The organism is Pedobacter sp. BAL39 (assembly GCF_000170795.1).
GTDB lineage: Bacteria > Bacteroidota > Bacteroidia > Sphingobacteriales > Sphingobacteriaceae > Pedobacter.
In genome coordinates this window covers 168,738-189,001 of record NZ_ABCM01000012.1, presented here as the reverse complement: position 1 = coordinate 189,001, position 20,264 = coordinate 168,738, and the positions used below count along the sequence as shown (strand labels likewise).

15 protein-coding genes are annotated in these 20,264 nt (G+C 45.9%); 12 read left to right on the top strand and 3 right to left on the bottom strand.

The annotated features are described in order from the left end of the window. Positions 1-34 precede the first annotated feature (34 nt). Positions 35-514 carry a hypothetical protein gene (locus PBAL39_RS16270; RefSeq protein ID WP_039866820.1) on the bottom strand — a complete coding sequence of 160 codons (480 nt, stop codon included), beginning with the start codon at positions 512-514 and terminating at the stop codon, positions 35-37. A 213-nt stretch (positions 515-727) separates the two neighbouring features. Between PBAL39_RS16270 and PBAL39_RS16265 the strand changes: the two genes are divergently transcribed. From PBAL39_RS16265 to PBAL39_RS24760, 8 genes are all read left to right on the top strand, one after another. Continuing rightward, positions 728-2,500 carry a long-chain fatty acid--CoA ligase gene (locus tag PBAL39_RS16265; protein ID WP_008243443.1) on the top strand — a complete coding sequence of 591 codons (1,773 nt, stop codon included), beginning with the start codon at positions 728-730 and terminating at the stop codon, positions 2,498-2,500. Between the two features lie 123 nt (positions 2,501-2,623). Beyond that, complete coding sequence (locus PBAL39_RS16260) at positions 2,624-3,943, top strand: DUF6089 family protein (protein ID WP_008243441.1); 1,320 nt, start codon at positions 2,624-2,626, stop codon at positions 3,941-3,943. Positions 3,944-4,072: 129 nt separating this feature from the next. Then, positions 4,073-4,528: a MarR family winged helix-turn-helix transcriptional regulator gene (locus tag PBAL39_RS16255; protein WP_008243438.1), complete on the top strand. Its 456-nt coding sequence runs from the start codon at positions 4,073-4,075 to the stop codon at positions 4,526-4,528. After that, positions 4,509-6,914, top strand: coding sequence for a 3-hydroxyacyl-CoA dehydrogenase/enoyl-CoA hydratase family protein (locus PBAL39_RS16250; RefSeq protein WP_008243437.1), 2,406 nt, complete (start codon positions 4,509-4,511; stop codon positions 6,912-6,914). Before PBAL39_RS16255 ends, PBAL39_RS16250 begins: the two co-directional genes overlap by 20 nt. Positions 6,915-6,930: 16 nt before the next feature. Then, positions 6,931-8,109, top strand: a complete 1,179-nt coding sequence (locus PBAL39_RS16245) for an acetyl-CoA C-acyltransferase (protein ID WP_008243436.1) — start codon at positions 6,931-6,933, stop codon at positions 8,107-8,109. Between the two features lie 13 nt (positions 8,110-8,122). Next, entirely contained in the window at positions 8,123-9,913 is a 1,791-nt protein-coding gene (locus tag PBAL39_RS16240; protein WP_008243434.1) for an acyl-CoA dehydrogenase family protein, read from the top strand. Between the two features lie 137 nt (positions 9,914-10,050). Next, on the top strand, positions 10,051-10,542 hold the full coding sequence (locus PBAL39_RS16235; protein WP_008243432.1) for an FKBP-type peptidyl-prolyl cis-trans isomerase: 492 nt from the start codon (positions 10,051-10,053) through the stop codon (positions 10,540-10,542). 10 nt (positions 10,543-10,552) lie between these two features. Continuing rightward, positions 10,553-11,473: an FKBP-type peptidyl-prolyl cis-trans isomerase gene (locus PBAL39_RS24760; RefSeq protein ID WP_008243428.1), complete on the top strand. Its 921-nt coding sequence runs from the start codon at positions 10,553-10,555 to the stop codon at positions 11,471-11,473. A gap of 12 nt (positions 11,474-11,485) precedes the next feature. Here the strand turns inward: PBAL39_RS24760 and PBAL39_RS16225 are convergent, their stop codons facing one another. Both PBAL39_RS16225 and PBAL39_RS16220 read right to left on the bottom strand, forming a co-directional pair. After that, positions 11,486-12,787 carry a deoxyribodipyrimidine photo-lyase gene (locus tag PBAL39_RS16225; RefSeq protein WP_008243425.1) on the bottom strand — a complete coding sequence of 434 codons (1,302 nt, stop codon included), beginning with the start codon at positions 12,785-12,787 and terminating at the stop codon, positions 11,486-11,488. Positions 12,788-12,802: 15 nt separating this feature from the next. Continuing rightward, positions 12,803-13,711, bottom strand: a complete 909-nt coding sequence (locus PBAL39_RS16220) for a TIGR01777 family oxidoreductase (protein WP_008243423.1) — start codon at positions 13,709-13,711, stop codon at positions 12,803-12,805. A 154-nt stretch (positions 13,712-13,865) separates the two neighbouring features. On the opposite strand from PBAL39_RS16220, the gene PBAL39_RS16215 reads away from it, so the two are divergent. The 4 genes from PBAL39_RS16215 (at position 13,866) to odhB (ending at position 20,232) form a co-directional block, all read left to right on the top strand. Beyond that, positions 13,866-15,158, top strand: a complete 1,293-nt coding sequence (locus PBAL39_RS16215) for a DASH family cryptochrome (protein WP_039866817.1) — start codon at positions 13,866-13,868, stop codon at positions 15,156-15,158. Between the two features lie 81 nt (positions 15,159-15,239). Continuing rightward, a complete protein-coding gene (locus PBAL39_RS16210; protein WP_232282971.1) occupies positions 15,240-16,118 on the top strand; it encodes a MerR family transcriptional regulator in 879 nt (292 codons plus the stop codon). Positions 16,119-16,183: 65 nt separating this feature from the next. After that, positions 16,184-18,979: a 2-oxoglutarate dehydrogenase E1 component gene (locus tag PBAL39_RS16205; protein ID WP_008243417.1), complete on the top strand. Its 2,796-nt coding sequence runs from the start codon at positions 16,184-16,186 to the stop codon at positions 18,977-18,979. 20 nt (positions 18,980-18,999) lie between these two features. After that, the gene (odhB, locus tag PBAL39_RS16200; RefSeq protein WP_008243416.1) at positions 19,000-20,232 is read left to right on the top strand and encodes a 2-oxoglutarate dehydrogenase complex dihydrolipoyllysine-residue succinyltransferase; all 1,233 of its coding nucleotides are present in this window, start codon (positions 19,000-19,002) and stop codon (positions 20,230-20,232) included. Positions 20,233-20,264: the final 32 nt, after the last annotated feature.

The window sequence follows — 20,264 nt, the reverse complement described above, 5'->3', positions numbered from 1 at the left end:
CATCCTCTTTTTTTTATTCCTTCTGCGTTACTTACTAGAACGTAAAACGTAAGGACAGTCCCACACCTGAAGCATCAAAATCTGTATCAGGAACCAGACCGATTGCCGGTTTCCAGTCCAGTGAAATGTTGATCGGTGCGTCAGCAAATTTATAATCCAGTCCAAGCACACCATCTACTCCCAGGTAAAGATCACTTTCGTCGAAATATTTGTTTTTAACGGAACCTAGTGTACCACCGATACCATAATACCAGTTCAGGCCCTGTACATCGTTGATAGGGTTGTAAATCTCATACAAACCCGTGAAGCGGAACCAGGAATAGCTGCTGTTAGATCTGAAGTTTGCGATCAGGTCTACCATTTTGTTACCACCAAGAGTTGTTTTGAAAGTTACTCCGTTTGCTGCTCCGAAACGACCACCAATCGCATTGTCGTAGCTCTGCGCTTTAGATACTGAGTTCATTGCAAATGACGCAATAACTGTTAAACAAATAATAGTTAGTAATTTTTTCATAATCTGTGTTTATTTGATTTTTATAAGATAAAACCTACGCTATCAACTATTGTGCCGGGATTATTCCTGGAATGTATCTAATGGTTGGAAGTCCGGGGATGGCAAGGGATATTTATGGTCAGAACAAAAGGGGTACAAAACAGGTTTTATTTACACAAGATAAATTATTAGATTTGATAAGGAACAGGTAAGCTACCCAAAATAACCAAATGTATGGCCGTAACGATAACCAGAGTATTTGATCTACTTCAATACAACCTCCAGCAATTTCCAAAGGCAGAATTCATAAACGGCAAAATTAAAGGCGACTGGATAAATTACAGTACCGAGGACTTTTGCAGCACTGTTGATGCCCTCAGCAGGGGACTGATTGGCATTGGCGCCGGTAAGGGCTCCCGCATCGCAGTCATGTCGCCAAACAGGCCTGAGTGGAACCTGACCGATTTTGCCATCATGCAGATCGGTGCACATCAGGTGCCTTTATATCCTACGATGGCAGAGCATGACATTCAGTTTATTCTTGAAAATGCAGAAATCACCATTGCCTTTGTGGCCGATGATGCGCTGTATGCCAAGCTGAAAGTTGCAATTGCAGCTGCGGGCGCGACAGTGAAAGTGTATAGCTTTAATGCCTTTGATGGAGTGGAGCACTGGGAGGCCCTGGTAGAAGATGGGCGCACCCGTCTGGAGATAGATCTTGATAAATATCGTTCTGCCGTGACCCCAAATGACATCTTAACGCTTATTTATACCTCCGGGACCACAGGAAAACCCAAAGGCGTAATGCTGACCCACAGTAACCTGGTAAATAACTTTGTACATTCTTCTGTGCTGCTGCCCGGGGGCATCGGCAAGGTGCTGAGTTTTCTTCCGCTATCTCATATTTTTGAAAGGATGATCGTTTATCTCTACCTCTATGGTGGGGCCGGGGTATATTATGCAGAAAGCATGGATACGATAGTCGCAGATATTCAGTTCGTTAAGCCGAATGCCTTTTCTACAGTGCCGCGTTTGCTTGAGAAGGTATACGATAAGATCATGGAGAAGGGCAAAGCCCTGACCGGTATCAAAAGGGCATTGTTCTTTTGGTCTGTTGCGTTGGCTGAGCAGTATGATTTTAACAAGGGATGGTTCTACCACCTGAAGCTAAAGCTTGCGGGCAAGCTGGTTTTTTCCAAGTGGCGTGAGGCACTTGGTGGGGAGATTGTAGTGATCGTGTCTGGTGGAGCAGCTTTGAACCCGCGCTTATGCCGGATCTTCTGGGCAGCCGGAATGCCTGTTTTTGAAGGATATGGCCTCACAGAGACCTCTCCTGTAATCACTGTCAATCATTTTGGCGGAACGATGTTCGGAACAGTAGGTCCTGCAATTGAAGGTGTTGAGATTAAAATTGCCAATGACGGCGAGGTACTTACAAGGGGACATCATGTGATGAAGGGTTATTATAACCGGCCGGACCTGACTGCAGAAAATATAGATGCGGAGGGATGGTTCCATACCGGTGACATTGGCGAACTGGTCAACAATCGGTTTCTGAAGATCACCGACCGCAAGAAAGAGATTTTTAAGACAGCTGGGGGCAAATATGTGGCACCGCAGACGATAGAGAACAAGTTCAAGGAATCCATTTTTGTGGAGCAGGTTATGGTGCTTGGTGAAAACCGAAAGTTCCCATCCGCACTGATTGTCCCTGCTTTTCAAACGCTTAAAGTATGGTGTGGCCGGAAAGGCATTCCTTACACTACGAATGAGGAGATGGTCCTGAACCCTCAGGTGATCGAGAAATATGAACGCATTGTTGCCGACAGCTGTAAAGAGTTTGGACGATGGGAGCAGGTGAAGCGTTTCGCCCTGCTGTCCAAAGAATGGAGCATAGACGGTGGTGAACTTACACCTAAGCTCAGCCTCAAAAGGAAGGTCATTCTGGAGAAAAATGCCACTGGCATCGATAAGTTATATGCCGACGCAGAAAACTATAAAGGTTAGCTTGTATAGAATTCCACACACTTTTTTTACGTTTCAGTTATTTGAAGCAGTTTTCATAATTGGCCTAAGTATTGAATAAGGGTAATTGATTAAACATTGTAACAATTATTTAACACTCGTTTTATGAAACAAAAACTATTTAGATGTTTACCTTTCGCAGTTGCTGCCCTTTTGATTGGCGGCACCGCGCAGGCGCAGGATCAGCCTGCTTCCGCTCCGCTTAATACCTGGTCTATCGGTATAAACGGCGGTGTATTGAGTCCAATATCGCCACTGGGAGGAAAGAATGATTTCTCGAACTGGAAGTCGAACTTCGGCTACGGACTGTATATCAAAAAACAATTTACCCCATATTTCTCTTTAAGGCTCGACGGTGTCAGAGGAAAGTTGTCCGGCGACAATAGTGAACCTTATGAAAGCGGATTGCTTCCCAATAATGGGGTAGGTGCGTTTGAAACAGACCTGAGTTATTCTGGTAGTTTAAATGCAGTAGTCAATATGTTCAATATTGATATGTTCAATAAAAATAATGCGTTGCAGCTTTACGCATCTGCGGGTGCCGGTCTGGCAGGTTACAAAGTGAAAACTGGTGCTGCCAGCAGCTCACTTACGCCCTATGCGAACGACAAAACGATCAGCGAGCTGATTGTGCCCGTAGGACTGGGCGCAAAGTTTAAGCTTTCTGATAAAATCAACCTTGATCTCGGCTGGACAGTCAATTTCGTGGATGGCGACAATCTGGATGGTGTTTATAAAGAAGGAAATGATAAATATTCTTATGCTTATGGCGGACTGGAGTTTTCACTGGGTGCTGGCAAACAGCAGCTGGCTTGGCATAATCCTGTGGCCTTGACCTATGATGAGGCCTTAAAAGCAAAGCAAACGGCAAATGCGCTGAAAGCAGAGGTGGATGCACAGAAAGCGGATAACGCAAGGCTGAGAGGTCAGATTGACGATCTGCTGAAAGATTCTGATGATGATGGCGTGGCTGATAAACTGGACAAATGTCCGGGTACACCGGCCGGTACTGTTGTTGACGGTTCAGGATGTCCTTTGAAAACACCTGCTCCTGTTGAAAAAGTAATCATCACTGAGGCAGACCGGAGGGTAGTAGATGAAGCCATTAAAAATCTCGAGTTTGACCTTGGTAAAGCGGTGATCCGTCAGAAATCTTATGCTACGTTAAACCGTGTAGCTGCGTTGCTGATTGAAAAAAACTTCAGCCTGAAGCTGGCTGGGCACACTGATAATACAGGATCTATGGCATTGAACCTTCGCTTGTCGAAAGATCGTGCGGAGTCTGTAAAAGCATATCTGGTGTCACAGGGAGCAAATGCTTCGAGAATCGAAGCTACAGGATACGGACCTAATCAACCTATAGCAACAAACAAAACCGCTGCTGGCCGTCAAGCCAACAGAAGGGTAGAGTTTACTTTGTTTTAATCTGATAAACAGATATTTATAGTATGCCGCTCCTGGAATCAGGAGCGGTTTTTTTGTGATAATAATTTTTTTCGGCTGTTGTATTTCAACTTTTAATTCGATAGCTTTGTTATGCAAGCATAGTAATAAATGAAACAGCAGGAAACCGTAGATTATTTTTTAAAGGTAGTTTGGCAGAACGTCTCCAATACCTACAACCAGATTGCCTCGGGCTTTGGGATCACACAAGCTATCGGTTATGTGTTGATTAATATTGAGAAGGAGGGGACGGCTGTTTCAAAGCTGGCGGGTTTACTAGGCGTAAAGGCGACGAGCTTATCACGGATGTTAAACAATATGGAAGAACTGGGGTTGATATACCGGGAGACTTCTGTGGGTGACAAACGATCCGTAAAGGTCTACCTGACGGAGTTCGGCCAGGAAAAGAGGAAGCTTGCAAAGGGAGTAGTAATTGCCTTTAATGACTACCTCAATGAGCACCTGAGCACACACGAGAAAAACAACTTGATCAATACATTGCAGAAACTAAATAAATTGACATTGGCATATAATCCTACAGAAAAATATGAACAAGAAGATAAATAAAGTTGCCGTATTGGGCTCTGGCATTATGGGTTCCCGTATTGCCTGCCACTTCGCCAATATAGGCGTGGAGGTGCTCCTGCTTGATATTGCCCCTAATGCACTTACATCGGAAGAAGAAGCAAGGGGTCTTTCCCTGGATCATCCTGCTGTGAAAAACAGGATCGTTGATGCTGCACTGCAGCAGACCGTAAAAACTAATCCTTCGCCGGTATATTCCAAATCTGTACTCCGGAAAATTACGACTGGAAATTTTTCGGATGATATGGCAAAAATTGCTGGTTACGACTGGGTAATTGAGGTGGTGGTGGAGAATCTTGACATCAAGAAAAAGGTGTTTGACCAGGTGGAACAATTCCGTAAACCGGGTACACTTGTTACTTCCAATACTTCAGGGATCCCGATCCATATGATGGCGGAAGGGCGCTCTGATGATTTCAGGGCTCACTTCTGCGGAACACACTTTTTTAATCCGCCAAGGTACCTGCGCCTGCTGGAAATCATTCCCACTAAGGATACCCATCCGGAGCTGGTTGATTTTCTGATGCATTATGGAGATCAGTTCCTGGGTAAGACTACTGTGCTGTGCAAAGATACCCCTGCATTTATTGCCAATAGGGTAGGTGTATATTCCATCATGGCATTGCTGCATCTCGTGGAGAAAATGGAACTTACGGTTGAGGAGGTGGATAAATTTACTGGCCCGGCCCTCGGCCGTCCTAAGTCGGCCACTTTCCGTACTACGGATGTAGTGGGACTGGATACAATGATTAAGGTAGCTAAAGGATTGTACGACAATTGTCCTGATGATAAGGCTCATGCACTGTTTGAACTTCCAGGATATGTGAAGAAGATGGAAGCCAACAATTGGCTTGGAGATAAAACAAAGCAGGGTTTCTACAAAAAAACAAAGGGTGCGGATGGCAAGAGCGAGATTCTTGCCCTCGACCTGAAGACACTGGAATACAGACCTCAGGAGAAGGTGAAGTCGGCCACACTTGAGTTGACCAAGCCGATTGAAAATGTGAGGGAGCGTATGAAAGTATTTGCTGCGGGAAAAGATAAAGCTGCTGAATTGTTCCGTGCATCTTTTTTCGGCTTGTTTGAATATGTGTCAGACCGGATCCCGGAGATTTCTGATGAGTTGTACCGCATTGACGATGCCATGCGTGCGGGCTTCGGATGGGAACTTGGCCCTTTTGAAGTGTGGGATGCGGTTGGTATTGAAGCTTCACTGGAAGGGATGAGTAAGTATGGGCACGAGGCAGCGGCCTGGATTCATGAACTCCTCGCGGCGGGGAATCGCTCATTTTATAAACTGGAAGATGGCATCAGGAAATATTATGATATTCCTACTAAAAGTTATAAAGCTATTCCTGGTACGGAGGCCTTCATCGTGCTGGATAACCTAAGGGCAAACCATACTGTATGGAAGAACTCGGGTGCGTCGATTATTGACCTTGGCGATGGTATCCTGAATGTGGAGTTTCACTCCAAGATGAACACTATTGGCGGGGACACTTTGCAGGCCATCAATAAGGCCATTGATATGGCCGAGAAAGATTACCGTGGCCTGGTTATTGGTAATGACGGAGCCAACTTTTCTGCTGGTGCAAATGTGGGCATGATCTTCATGATGGCGGTAGAGCAGGAGTGGGAGGAGCTGAACCTGGCGGTACGGATGTTTCAGAATACCTCCATGCGTATCCGTTATTCGTCCATTCCGGTGGTGGTAGCACCACATAACCTGACCCTTGGTGGTGGCTGTGAGTTCAGTCTGCATGCAGACCATGTTCAGCTCAATGCGGAAACGTATATGGGACTGGTGGAGTTTGGTGTGGGCGTGATCCCTGGTGGTGGTGGCTCCAAGGAGTTTGCGCTGCGGGCATCCGACGATTACCGTGAAGACCAGATTGTACAGAATGCCCTGAAGGAACGTTTCCTGACCATTGGTATGGCGAAGGTCTCTACCTCTGCGGTAGAAGCGCTGGAACTCGGTTATCTGCAGAAGGGAAAGTATACCATCAGCATGAACAGAAGCCGTCTGATCGCAGACGCCAAGGCGAAAGCCATCGAGCTTGCGGAGGCTGGTTATACCAGGCCGGTACCTCGTAAAGACATTAAGGTCCTAGGAAAGCAGGGATTGGGTATTGTATATGCGGGAGCAAATACCATGTATTCCGGTCATTACATTTCGGAGCATGATAAAAAGATTTCTGAAAAGCTGGGATGGGTGATGTGTGGTGGAGATCTGTCATCACCAACAGAAGTCACCGAGCAATATTTGCTGGATCTTGAAAGAGAAGCATTTTTATCATTATGCGGCGAGCGTAAAACCCTTGAGCGCATTCAGAGTATAGTTACAAAAGGAAAACCGCTTAGAAACTAAGCTAAAAAATACAGACATGCAGGAAGCATATATTATAGCAGGATTTCGTACCGCTGTGGGCAAGGCTCCACGTGGTGTATTTCGTTTTACCAGGGCCGATGACCTGGCGGCAGAAGTGATCAGGCAGCTGGTGGCCTCTGTGCCCAACCTGAACAAGGAACAGATTGATGATGTGATTGTTGGTAATGCCACACCGGAGGCTGAACAGGGATTGAACATTGGCAGGATGATCTCACTGATGGGCCTGGATACGGATAAAGTACCGGGGGTAACGGTTAACAGGTATTGTGCGTCAGGGCTGGAGACTATTGCTACGGCGGTAGCCAAGATTCGTAGCGGGATGGCGGACTGTATTGTTGCGGGAGGTGTCGAAGTGATGTCGGGAATGCCCTTCGGCGGATGGAAACTGGTGCCCAACGCTGAGGTTGCCAGGACAAATCCGGACTGGTACTGGGGCATGGGCTTGACTGCTGAGGCTGTAGCAAATGAGTATAAGGTGAGCCGCGAGGATCAGGATGAGTTTGCCTATCATTCTCACAGAAAAGCCGTAGAAGCCATAAAAAACGGACACCTGAAAGATGGGATTGCCCCGATTACGGTGGTAGAGAATTTTCTTGATGATAAAATGAAGAAACAAAGCCGCAGTTATGTGGTCGATACGGACGAGGGCCCAAGGGCGGATACGTCAATGGAAAAGCTGGCGAAGCTGAAGCCTGTGTTTGCGGCAGACGGTAGCGTTACCGCTGGAAACTCTTCTCAGACTTCTGATGGGGCTGCCTTTGTGCTCGTGGTATCAGAGAAAAAAATGAAGGAGCTTGGGGTGGATCCGGTGGCGCGATTGCTGAGTTATGGCATTGCCGGTGTGCCGCCAAGAATTATGGGCATCGGGCCTATAGAGGCGATCCCTAAAGCCCTTGCTATGGCGGGGATGAAACTGGAAGATCTTGATTTGATAGAGCTCAACGAGGCTTTTTCGTCACAGTCGCTCGCAGTGATCAGAACATTGGGCATTGACCAGGAGAAGGTGAACGTAAATGGAGGGGCCATTGCGTTGGGACATCCGCTGGGTTGCACGGGGGCGAAATTGAGCGTGCAGTTGTTTAACGAGTTAAAACGAAGGGATCAGAAGTATGGAATGGTGACCATGTGCGTGGGTAGCGGACAGGGCGCAGCAGGTATTTTTGAAATGCTTTAATCATTGATAAACTATGGAAACTACAGACAAAAAAACAATTAAAGGTGGTGAGTTTCTGATTACAGAAACCAATTATCAGGATGTATTTATTCCTGAGGAGTTTGATGAAGAGCAGCAGATGATTGCGCAGACCTGCCGTGATTTCCTGTCGGCAGAAGTATATCCAAACCTGGACCGCATCGATACGCAGGAGGAAGGTCTGATGCCTTCATTGATGGATAAGGCAGGTGAGCTCGGATTACTTGGTGTTTCTATTCCTGAAGAATATGGAGGTTTTGGCAAGAACTTCAATACCTCCATGCTGGTTGCAGATGTGATTGGCGCGGGGCATTCCTTTGCGGTAGCCTTGTCTGCACATACAGGTATCGGTACTTTGCCTATTCTCTATTATGGAAATGCTGAACAGAAAGAAAAATATATCCCCAAGCTGGGTACAGGAGAATGGAAGGCCGCCTATTGCCTTACTGAGCCGAATTCCGGCTCGGATGCGAACTCTGGAAAAACGAAGGCTAAACTCGCTGATGATGGTCAGCACTACCTGATCACCGGACAGAAAATGTGGATTACCAACGGTGGATTTGCTGACATTTTTATTGTATTTGCCAAAATTGATGATGATGCCAACCTGACGGCTTTTATCGTGGAGCGTGGATTTGGGGGCATTACGATGAATCCCGAGGAGCACAAGATGGGCATAAAAGGATCATCGACACGTCAGGTATTCTTCAATGATTGTCCTGTGCCGGTAAAAAATATGCTTTCCGATCGCCAGAACGGATTTAAGATTGCGGTAAATATCCTGAATATCGGAAGGATTAAACTTGCGGCAGCTGCAATTGGCGCTTCAAAATCGGTCATTGATACCGCGATAAATTATGCCAATGAGCGCCTTCAGTTTGATCGGCCGATTTCCAAGTATGGCGCGATCAGGTACAAACTAGCAGAGATGGCGGCAAAGGTTTATGCCGTGGAGTCTGCCAATTACCGCGCCGGGCAAAATATTGATGATGCATACGATGCACTGGTCGCCGCTGGAATGGATGCAAGTAAGGCAAAGCTGAAATCTACGGAGCAGTTTGCGGTAGAATGTGCCATCCTGAAAGTATGGGGCTCCGAAGTACTGGATTACGTCGTGGATGAGGGTGTTCAAATCTATGGTGGAATGGGCTTTTCGGCTGAAGCACCGATGGATCGCGCCTATCGTGATGCAAGGATCAACAGAATTTTTGAAGGTACTAATGAAATCAACAGGTTGCTGACTGTAGATATGATGTTGAAACGGGCGATGAAGGGAGAGCTTGATCTAATGACTCCGGCGACCGCCGTTGCTGCGGAACTGATGTCGATCCCTGATTTTGGGGAAGAGGATGATGCCTTGTTTGCTGCAGAGAAGAAAATCATTAAAAACCTTAAAAAGGCCACGCTGATGGTCGCTGGTGCGGCGGTACAGAAACTGATGATGAGTTTATCCAAGGAACAGGAAATCCTGATGAACATCGCAGATATGGCTAGTTATGTATATGTGGCGGAATCAGCGATGCTCAGGACGGAAAAACTGGTGCAGCTACGTGGCGAGGCCGCCTGTGAAGGTCAGCTGAACCTTATGCGTATTTATTTTGTAGAAGCTGTAGATGCCTTACAGAAAGCGGGTAAGGAAGCGCTTTGGGCCTTTGCTGAGGGAGATGAGCAGCGGATGATGATGGTGGGCCTGCGCAGATTTACCAAGATGGAGGCGTTCAATGTAAAAGCAGTAAGGCAGCAGGTTGCCCAGCAGCTCATCGCGGCCAACAAATACTGTTATTAATAAATAAAAGATGTTGTTAAACATTGATTGCCGGGCTGCCTTAAAAAGGGCAGCCCATTTTTTTTAAAGCCCCTTTGTATTTGTTAAAATTGGTTAAAAATTGTTCCATCCCCAATAAAAGACTATTTTTGTGCAATATGTTTAAAAGCAGGATTTTTCTTGGTCTTTTGTTGTTGTCAGCAGCTTACATTGCCTGCAAAAAGAATGATCCTTTCAATAGTGAGGCTCAGCTGGCAATAGACACGGCGAAGATCAGGGAATTTTTGGATACCTCTGGGATTACGGCTACGAAGGATCCTTCGGGTTTATTTTACCTGATGGTAGTCGAGGGTGAGGATACCGCTGCGACGCCCTCCCTGGAGGATAGCATCCGTGTAGCTTATACGGGGAGGATTCTGGGTGATACTACAGCCTTCGAAACGGTGACGGAAAGTGCGCCCCGGAGTTACCTGCTTTCTCAGCGTATTGAGGGTTGGAGAACAGGTTTATCCATGACTAAGGAGGGCGGGCAGATCCGTCTTTTTATCCCCTCATCGCTGGCATATAGAGATTTTGTACAATCCGGCATTCCTGCCAACACCATATTAGATTTTACCATCGACCTGCTGAAAGTCGTCAAAAAGAAATAGAAAAATAAAAATGATCAAAAAGTTATCACTTTATACCATTGCCTTGTTTGGGGCGCTTTTACTGCTGAACTCTTGTAAGAAAGACTACGAAGACATCCAAACCATCGACAACCGTAAACTTTCGGAGTACCTTGCTGCCAATAACATTATCGCAACGCCAGACTCTGCTGCTACCGGATATTATTATGTGGTGAATAACCCTGCCACGGGTGATTTTTATAAAAATACAGACTCCATCCTTTATGAGTCTACGATGAAATCATTGCTTAGCGGAACAGTATATTCCAGTCCGACAGCAAATAGTAACCTGGCCAACCTTGTGGGGTATGTTGGTACAGTTTCGACGGTGAACATTGCCGCCCTCAGGGAAGTGATGCTTAAGATGAAACCAGGAGGATCTGCGAGGATTTTTGTTCCTTCTTACCTGGCATTTGGAAAAAATGGGAATACTACACTTAAGGTGCCTTCAAATGACCTTATTGAGTTTGAAATTACGGCTTACGCACAACGTAGTCAGGCGGCATTGGATCAGCAACGCATTGCAGACTTCCTAACCGCCAAAAACCTGACCGGCGCGGTAAAACCTGCAGGGTATTCAGGAGCAACTTACATCGTGGAAACTACCGGCGATGCGTCGGGTGAGGCAATTACGATGGCTTCTACATTGACCATGAAATATACAGGAAGGCTGCTTGACGGCACACAGTTTGACTCCAGCACGGACGGTACTTTTACCGGTACCCTTGCGGGTTTGATTTCCGGTTGGGAAGTATTGAAGGAGTTTAAGAAAGGTGCGAAAATACGTCTTTTTGTGCCATCAGTTCTAGGTTATGGTATTACGGGCAGCCAAAATACTTCAACTGGCGTTTACGTCATCCCACCAAATGCAACATTGGATTTCGATATCGAAATTGTTGATGTAGACAATTAAAATGATGCAGCCCTAATTATTTAGGGCTGCTTTAAATACTTTAAGGATTCTTTCTCTTGCAAAAGCATGTTCAACAATAGGTGGGACATGCTTTTGTTTTTTATATTCAGGAAGCCATTTGTCAATGTATTTGAAATCGGGGTCAAATTTTTTCATCTGCAGCTCCGGGTTGAAAACCCTGAAATATGGGGCTGCGTCATTTCCACATCCGCAGGCCCACTGCCATCCACCGACGTTGCTGGCCATTTCATAATCCAGCAGTTTCTCCGCAAAATAGGTTTCTCCCCACTTCCAGTCGATGAGCAGGTGTTTGCTGAGGAAGCTGGCCACGACCATCCTCACACGGTTGTGCATGTAACCCGTTGCATTTAGCTGCCTCATGCCCGCATCGACCAGCGGATATCCGGTATTTCCCTGACACCAGGCCTCAAACTCATCCTCATTGTTTCTCCATTTGATGTTGTTGTAGGCAGGTTTAAAGGCGCTGTTTACGGTATGCGGAAAGTGCCAGAGGATCATCATGTAGAAGTCGCGCCATGCCAGTTCCGACAGCCATTTCTCCGCCTGCTGCGTCTTTGCCTGTGCTGCGGCATGTCTGATGCTGACCGTGCCGAAGCGGAGGTGCATGCCTATGTGGGTCGTGGCATCGGCACCAGGAAAGTCCCTTAGCTTTTCGTAGGCATCGAGTTTCCTGCTGAAATCTTCTGATGGGAATTTCTGTGCTGAGGCTTCGAAACCCATGTCAGAAAGAGAAGGAATGTGCTGGCGCTTGATTTTTAGTAGGTGTTTAAGGTATTTTTTAATGGGGTAAGGTTTGATGTAGAAGTCGTCCAGTTTTCGAAGCCATTGTTTGTAATAGGGAGTAAATACCGTATATGGTTTGCCATCGGCTTTAACGATTTCATCTTTCTCAAAGATTACCTGGTCTTTGTAGGTATGGAAGCTGATGTGTTCAGAGCGAAGGAATTCCGCCAGGGAATCGTCTCTTTCGGCTGCATACGGTTCATAATCATGGTTGGTGAAGACAGACTTGACCTGATATTCCTCCATGAGTTCTGTCCATGCTTTTTCCGGGCTTCCATGTTTGACAACGATGGAGCTGTCGTGCTGTGCCAGTTGCTCATTGAGCTCTTTGATGGTGTTGTAGATAAATGTTACTCTTGCATCCTTTACTGGCAGCTTGCTGAGGATGTTGGTGTCGAAGATGAACAATAGCAATACGGGATGGGGGCCTTTCAGGGCATGGTAAAGTGCAGTATGATCTTCGAGTCTTAGATCTCTTCTGAGCCAGCAGATGCTAATTTCTTTTTTCATGAAGTATCCGGGTAGTTAGGAGCCGTAAATATCGGCTAAAGCATCGTTAAGTTGTAGGTATTTAAATCTGAAACCGCTTTCCAGGAGCTTTTCTACAGAAGTATTGGTGCTCATGGTGGCGACAATGCTCATCTCGCCCATCAATAAGGATAGGAAGGATTTGGGAACCTTAAAGGGCCAGACTGGGCGGTGAAGCTGATGTGCAATCGCCTGAGTGATGGTTTTGTTGGTCACCGGATAGGGAGCACAGGCATTGTAGGTGCCAGTGATGGATTCCTGTTCCAGTGCATGAATGAAGATGCCAACCATATCGTCGATGTGGATCCATGGCACCCATTGTTTGCCATCGGAGAGGGTGGCCCCGGCGAAAAAGCGGATGGGGAGTGCCATGGTGGGCAAAGCACCATCGTTCTTATCCAGGACAACCCCGGTTCGGAGTTTAATGACGTTGATGCCCATCGCCTTGCCTTCGTCGGCGGCAGCCTCCCAGGCAATGCAGCATTCGGGAAGAAAACCCTTGCCTGCAGTACTGTTTTCATGCAGAATTTCATCCGCGCGATCGCCATAATACCCTACGGCAGCAGACGAGATAAATTTGCTGAGGGATGAGCCGGTCGCTTTAATGGCGGTGTAAAGAAGCTGAGCTGATTGCACCCTGCTTTTTACGATCTGTTGTTTCTGCTCGTCGGTCCATTTTTTTGCAGCAACACTTTCTCCCGCAAGGTGGATGATGGAGGAAACACCGTCCATACATCCGAAGTCAATCTCCTTTTTTTCGACGTCCCAGAGGTAAACCTTTACATTGGGGATGTCGACAGGTTTTCTGGAAAGAACGGCAACCGTATGTCCTTTAGCAAGGAGCGCTTTTGTCAGTCTACGGCCAATTAACCCGGTGGCACCCGTAATGAGTATGTGCTGCTTCATGAAGTGATAACCTTTCTGTTTGAGAATTAGTTTGATACAATGTTCATTTTCGTGCTATTTTTTGTAGCGCTTATGTAAATATTACCTGACGGATGCTTTATCCGGTGAAAAATCGTATATTTTTGTGGATTGTTATAAAATTCGAGCAGAATAAATGAAGTCTAAGAGAATATTGGTTTGGTTCCGTAATGATCTTCGCTTGCACGATAATGAGATGTTGGTTGAGGCGATATCGAAATCTGACAGTATTTTGCCTGTTTACTTTTTCGATCCTTATTATTTTGATCCCACGCAATTTAATACAGTCAAAACGGGAATGAGCAGAACGAAGTTTCTGCTGGAGAGTGTGGCTGCCTTACGGGCATCTTTTCAGCAGCTTGGCGGAGACCTTCTGGTGCTCTATGGAAAACCTGAAGAGCTGATGGCAGGCCTGGTAGATCAGTACGAGATTTCGGAAGTTTACCATCACCGGGAAGTGGCGCCAGAGGAAACACAGATCTCCACAAAAGTAGAAGACTTGTTATGGAAGCTCAAAATCAATCTGAGACATTTTATTGGGCACACTTTATATAATAAAGAAGACCTTCCTTTTCCAATTAAAGACATCCCTGATGTATTCGCCCAGTTCAAGAAAAAGACTGAGCGTGATGCTATGGTAAAATCCTGCTTCTTGTCGCCAGACCACATTGAATTTGTGGAAAATGAAGACTGGGGTCAGCTGCCCGGCCTTAAAGACCTTGGCTTTGAAGAGGAGACTTTTCCTGGCGAGGAGGATGCGTTGCGTGGCGGTGAAGAAGCCGGTTTGCAGCATCTCTCTGACCTGCTTTTAGAAGGAGCTGCCGTATATCAGAAATATACGGCCAAACAATCTGCGGAGCGCGAAGCCTTTTCTTCGCGTTTGTCCGGATGGCTTTCTTTGGGATGTTTGTCGCCAAGGATGGTGTACTGGATGGTAAAAGAAGCGGAGTCGAAGTTTGGCAGCAATGCCAATTTCAACCAAATGCTACTGGGATTGTTGTGGAGGGATTACTACCGCTTTATGTTCAAAAAACATGGTACCCGTTTCTTTAAGGAACCTGATTTTGAATCTGATTTTTTTAGCTCTGTAGATCCTGCGAACTCAGTGTTGAAGAAATGGAAAACCGCGGATACCGGATATCCGTTGATTGATAATTACATGACCGAGCTGAACGATACGGGGTATATCTCCTACACCGGACGGCTGGTTGTTGCCACTTACCTGGTTCATTTCCTGAAGGTACACTGGACTAATGGGGCCGTTTATTTTGAAGAGAAGCTGATCGATTACGCTCCGGCAAGCAACTGGGGCAACTGGGCAAATGTTGCGGGCGTAGGCAAAGATGGCAAGTCGAAAAATGGGATTGATATTGACAAGCTTCGTAAAATGCTGGAGCTGAGTGTTTCCGGTGAAACTTCCGTAGCCTGATCAACCTGATTTTTTTTACTGTCCGTTGAACAAAATTATTTTTTTCAACAAAGTTGTTTAACAATTGTTGTAATTTGTGGCGTGAGAAAATTTTCAATAAGTGACATCGAGGGATTAATTGGCATTAAGGCCCATACTATAAGGGCATGGGAAGTCAGGTATAATCTCGTGCCTTCAAAAAGGACACCCACAAACATTCGCTATTACGATGAAGAAGATCTGAAGATGCTGTTGAATATCGTGGCCCTGAATGAGAATGGTTATAAGATCAGCAGGATTGCTAGGATGACCCAAAACCAGATCGTGGAGCTGGTCTCGCAGCTTAAGGCCGATTATCACAATGACTCCGTACAGATGCTCAGTTTGTCGGACGCAACAATGGCCTATGATGAAGTCGCTTTTTCCGATATCCTTGCGAAGTGTATTGCCGAGATGGGACTTATTGAAACAATGGATGTCATCTTATTCCCATTTATGAAAAGAGTAGGGATGTTGTGGCAAACGGGTACCATTGATCCTTCACAGGAGCATTTCGCTTCAAACCTGATCAGGGACCGGATTATTGTGGAGATTGATAAGGTTGAAAAACCCGAGAAAAAAGATGCAAAAAGATTCCTTTTATTTCTTCCTGAAGCGGAAATGCATGAAACAGGCTTGCTTTTTGCTAGGTACCTGTTGAAGAAATGCGGTCATGAAACATTGTATCTGGGCTCGGAAATTCCATATGCCGATTTAAAAAGGGTCGTGACTTCTTACAAACCTGACTATGCTTTTATTGTGCTCACTTCCTTGAACCTTGGGAAAGATGTGAACAAGATTATAGGAAAGGTGATGGATAATCTGAATGTGCCATTAATTGTGGCAGGGAGCCTGATCTCCGAGTTTGATATCCTTGTAAAAGACCATCTGACACCTTTGAAGAATGTCTGCGACATGACAGAATTTCTTGAAGATTTATAAAGAATTTTGCCTTATTTAATAGGTAAAATCCTAATTTTGCCATACTTATAGCATATTCAAAAATAATGGATAATTTATCTTATCTCAGCGGCGAGAACGCCGAATACGTAGAATCCCTTTATCAAACTTTTAAGGAAGACCCCAGTTCAGTTGAGTTCGGTTGGCAGAAATTTTTCGAAGGCTTTGACTTTGGAAGAGCTGCTGGCGGCAACGCAGTAACTGATGAAACTCCCGAGCATTTTCTTAAAGAAATCAACGTGCTGAACATGATCAATGGTTATCGTCAGCGCGGCCACCTGTTTACACATACCAATCCCGTTCGTGAAAGACGCCTGCACCTGCCAACATTGGATCTGGAGAATTTCAAGCTGTCGGCGGCTGACAACGATACTGTTTTCAATGCCGGCATCGAGGTTGGTCTTGGCGCTGCGAAGCTGAGTGATATCGTTGCTTTTCTGAAACAGACCTACTGCAGGTCTATTGGTGCTGAATATAAGTATGTGCGTACTCCTGAAGTACTTTCCTGGATTGAACAGAAAATGGAGGGTGTGCGCAATACGCCCAACTTCTCCATTGATGAGAAACGCAGGATACTTAAAAAACTAAATGAAGCTGTAAGTTTTGAGAATTTTCTGGGCACCAAATTCCTGGGGCAGAAGAGATTTTCGCTGGAAGGTGCTGAGGCATTGATTCCTGCTTTGGACTCTGTCATTGAGAAAGGCTCTGAACTTGGTATTGAAGAATTTGTGATCGGTATGGCGCATCGCGGAAGGCTGAATGTTCTTGCCAATATCATGCAGAAAACCTATAAGGATATTTTTGCCGAGTTTGAGGGCAAAGGTTACAGTGCTGAATCTCCGTTTGGTGGTGATGTAAAATATCACCTTGGTTATTCTACAGACGTGACCACCAATAATGGTAAAAATGTACACCTGAGCCTTTGTCCAAACCCATCTCACCTGGAAACGGTGAACGGTGTGGTAGAAGGGATGACAAGGTCTAAGATAGATTTTAAATATGGTGGCGACAATGCACGCATTGCACCAATTCTGATCCATGGTGATGCGTCTATCGCAGGTCAGGGTATCGTATATGAGGTGATCCAGATGGCCGGTCTTGACGGTTATAAAACCGGCGGTACCATTCACCTGATCATCAACAACCAGATTGGTTTTACCACCAACTATAAAGATGCGCGTTCAAGTACCTATTGTACGGATATCGCAAAAGTGACTTTATCTCCCGTGTTCCATGTGAATGGCGATGATGTAGAGGCACTGGTTTATGCAATTAACCTGGCAATGGAATATCGTCAGAAATATAAAAATGATGTGTTTATCGATATCCTGTGCTACCGCAGGTTCGGACACAATGAGGCGGATGAGCCTAAGTTCACACAGCCATTGCTGTATAAGACCATTGAGAAACACGCCAACCCGCGTGACATCTATGTGCAGCAACTGATTAGTGAGGGGAAACTGGAAGCGAGCCTGGCAAAAGAAATGGAGAAAGAATTCCGTGGTATTCTGCAGGAGCGTTTAAATGAGGCTAAGGAGCTGACCTCCACTTATCAGGATGTTAAATTTGGTGGTGCATGGGCAGATATGCGCATTGCTACAGCCAAGGATTTCGAGAGCTCTCCAAATACAGCGGTTAAGAAAAACACTTTACTTGAAGTTGCGAAGCGGATCAGCAGTTTGCCTAAAGACAAGAAATTCTTCAAGAAAATTGAAAAGCTTTTTGACGAGCGTAGTAAGATGGCCACGACGACACACATCTTCGACTGGGCCATGGGTGAGCAATTGGCATATGGTACTTTACTGGCAGAGGGTAAACGCGTCCGTTTAAGCGGACAGGATGTGGAACGTGGTACGTTCTCGCACCGCCATGCCGTGATTACCCTTGAAGATTCAGAAGAAGAATATATCCCACTGTCGAATGTTTCTGATCAGCAGGCGCCTTTTGACATCTACAATTCACACCTTTCGGAATATGGTGTACTTGGTTTTGAATATGGTTATGCCATGGCCAATCCGAATGCACTGACCATCTGGGAAGCTCAGTTTGGAGATTTCTTCAACGGTGCACAGATTGTGGTAGACCAGTATATTGCCAGTGCAGAAACCAAATGGCAACGTGAAAACGGCTTGGTGATGTTGTTGCCACATGGATATGAAGGACAGGGACCGGAGCACTCTTCGGCGCGTATTGAGCGTTTTATGGAACTTTGTGCAGACCACAATATGCAGATTACCAACTGTACAACACCGGCGAACTTCTTCCATGCCATCCGCAGACAGTTTAAGCGCGATTTCAGAAAACCGTTAGTGGTCTTTACGCCGAAAAGTCTGTTGCGTCATCCTCAGTGTGTATCCGGTATCGAAGAGTTTACCGATGGCAAGTTCATGGAGGTCATTGATGATGCCCGTGTGAAAGCAGCTGATGTGAAAAGGGTGTTGTTCTGCAGCGGTAAGATTTACTACGAGCTGTTGGAAAAACAGACGAAAGACGAGATCAAAGATGTGGCCATTGTGAGGGTTGAGCAATTGTATCCTACTCCTGTGGCACAGATGGAAGCCGTATACAAGAAATATAAAAATGCGGACGAGGCACTTTGGGTACAGGAAGAGCCTGAGAACATGGGTGCCTGGCCATATCTATTGCGCAGACTTCGTAAAACAAGTTTCAGCGCAATCGAAGTGATCTCAAGGAAGGAGAGCAGCAGCACAGCTTCTGGGTTTGCAAGGCAACATGCAGACCAGCAAGCCTATATCCTGGCAAAATCTTTTGAGATGCCGGTAACGGAGCAGGAGAAAAAGATCGCCAAAAAATCGGTGAGCAAAGTTTATAATGTAGATTAGAGAAATATAATACATCAGTTATGAGTATAGAAATAAAAGTTCCGCCAGTAGGCGAGTCGATTACCGAAGTTGTTTTGTCACGATGGGTGAAAAACGATGGAGAAGCAGTTGAAATGGATGAGGTTATTGCCGAATTGGAATCTGATAAAGCAACCTTTGAGTTAACTGCTGAACAGGCTGGAACTTTGAAAACAGTAGCTAGCGAGGGAGATACCCTGGCGATAGGTGCTGTAGTATGTAAGATTGAAGATGGAGGGGCTGCACCTAAAGCGGCCGAAGCTCCTGCTGCTGCGAAAGAAGAAAAGGCAGTGGTAGCTGAAGAAAAAGCAGCTGCTCCGGTGGCTGAAAAATCTGGAAGCAGTTATGCAACAGGTACGCCATCTCCTTCTGCAGGAAAGATTCTTGCTGAAAAAGGAGTAGATGCCGGTTCTGTACAGGGTACTGGTGTGGATGGAAGAATTACTAAGGAAGATGCCCTGAAAGCAGAAAAATCACAACCTAAAGCTGCGCCTGCAGCGGCACCAGCTGCTGCTGCCCCAGTTGTTGCGGGAGAAAGAAACGAACGCAGACAAAAAATGTCTCCGTTGCGTAAGACAGTTGCAAAACGTCTGGTGAGCGTCAAGAATGAAACGGCCATGCTGACTACCTTCAACGAGGTCAACATGAAGCCGATCATGGACCTGCGCAGTAAATATAAAGATCAGTTCAAGGAAAAACATGGTGTAGGTCTTGGTTTCATGAGCTTCTTCTCTAAAGCGGTGTGTGAAGCGATGAAAGATTTTCCTGCCGTGAATGCACGTATTGACGGTGACGAGCTGGTATACAATGATTTTGTGGACATCTCTATCGCGGTATCAGCACCGAAAGGTCTTGTTGTGCCGATCATCAGAAATGCCGAAAGCCTTTCGCTTGCGCAGATTGAAAAGTCGGTAATTGAGCTGGCTACGAAGGCCCGCGATAGCAAGTTGACGATTGAAGAGATGACAGGTGGTACTTTCACCATCACTAATGGTGGTGTTTTCGGATCTATGATGTCTACGCCGATCATCAACGCACCTCAGTCGGCGATCCTTGGTATGCACAACATCATCGAACGTCCGATTGCTGAAAAAGGAGAAGTGGTGATCCGTCCAATGATGTACCTGGCTTTGTCTTACGACCACAGGATCATTGATGGAAGAGAATCTGTTGGTTTCCTTGTTCGTGTAAAACAATTACTGGAAGATCCTGCAAGATTGTTGCTTGGTGTATAATTAGACATTCAGGCCGTTTAAAGGTTTTGATC

Bases quoted from the DNA above. Each gene is read 5' to 3' on its own strand.
- odhB (WP_008243416.1), top strand. From the start codon at position 19,000: ATGAGTATAGAAATAAAAGTTCCGCCAGTAGGCGAGTCGATTACCGAA.
- PBAL39_RS16215 (WP_039866817.1), top strand. From the start codon at position 13,866: ATGAAGTCTAAGAGAATATTGGTTTGGTTCCGTAATGATCTTCGCTTG.
- PBAL39_RS16220 (WP_008243423.1), bottom strand. From the start codon at position 13,711: ATGAAGCAGCACATACTCATTACGGGTGCCACCGGGTTAATTGGCCGT.
- PBAL39_RS16250 (WP_008243437.1), top strand. From the start codon at position 4,509: ATGAACAAGAAGATAAATAAAGTTGCCGTATTGGGCTCTGGCATTATG.
- PBAL39_RS16235 (WP_008243432.1), top strand. From the start codon at position 10,051: ATGTTTAAAAGCAGGATTTTTCTTGGTCTTTTGTTGTTGTCAGCAGCT.
- PBAL39_RS16205 (WP_008243417.1), top strand. From the start codon at position 16,184: ATGGATAATTTATCTTATCTCAGCGGCGAGAACGCCGAATACGTAGAA.
- PBAL39_RS16265 (WP_008243443.1), top strand. From the start codon at position 728: ATGGCCGTAACGATAACCAGAGTATTTGATCTACTTCAATACAACCTC.
- PBAL39_RS16245 (WP_008243436.1), top strand. From the start codon at position 6,931: ATGCAGGAAGCATATATTATAGCAGGATTTCGTACCGCTGTGGGCAAG.
- PBAL39_RS16225 (WP_008243425.1), bottom strand. From the start codon at position 12,787: ATGAAAAAAGAAATTAGCATCTGCTGGCTCAGAAGAGATCTAAGACTC.
- PBAL39_RS24760 (WP_008243428.1), top strand. From the start codon at position 10,553: ATGATCAAAAAGTTATCACTTTATACCATTGCCTTGTTTGGGGCGCTT.
- PBAL39_RS16260 (WP_008243441.1), top strand. From the start codon at position 2,624: ATGAAACAAAAACTATTTAGATGTTTACCTTTCGCAGTTGCTGCCCTT.
- PBAL39_RS16255 (WP_008243438.1), top strand. From the start codon at position 4,073: ATGAAACAGCAGGAAACCGTAGATTATTTTTTAAAGGTAGTTTGGCAG.
- PBAL39_RS16270 (WP_039866820.1), bottom strand. From the start codon at position 514: ATGAAAAAATTACTAACTATTATTTGTTTAACAGTTATTGCGTCATTT.
- PBAL39_RS16240 (WP_008243434.1), top strand. From the start codon at position 8,123: ATGGAAACTACAGACAAAAAAACAATTAAAGGTGGTGAGTTTCTGATT.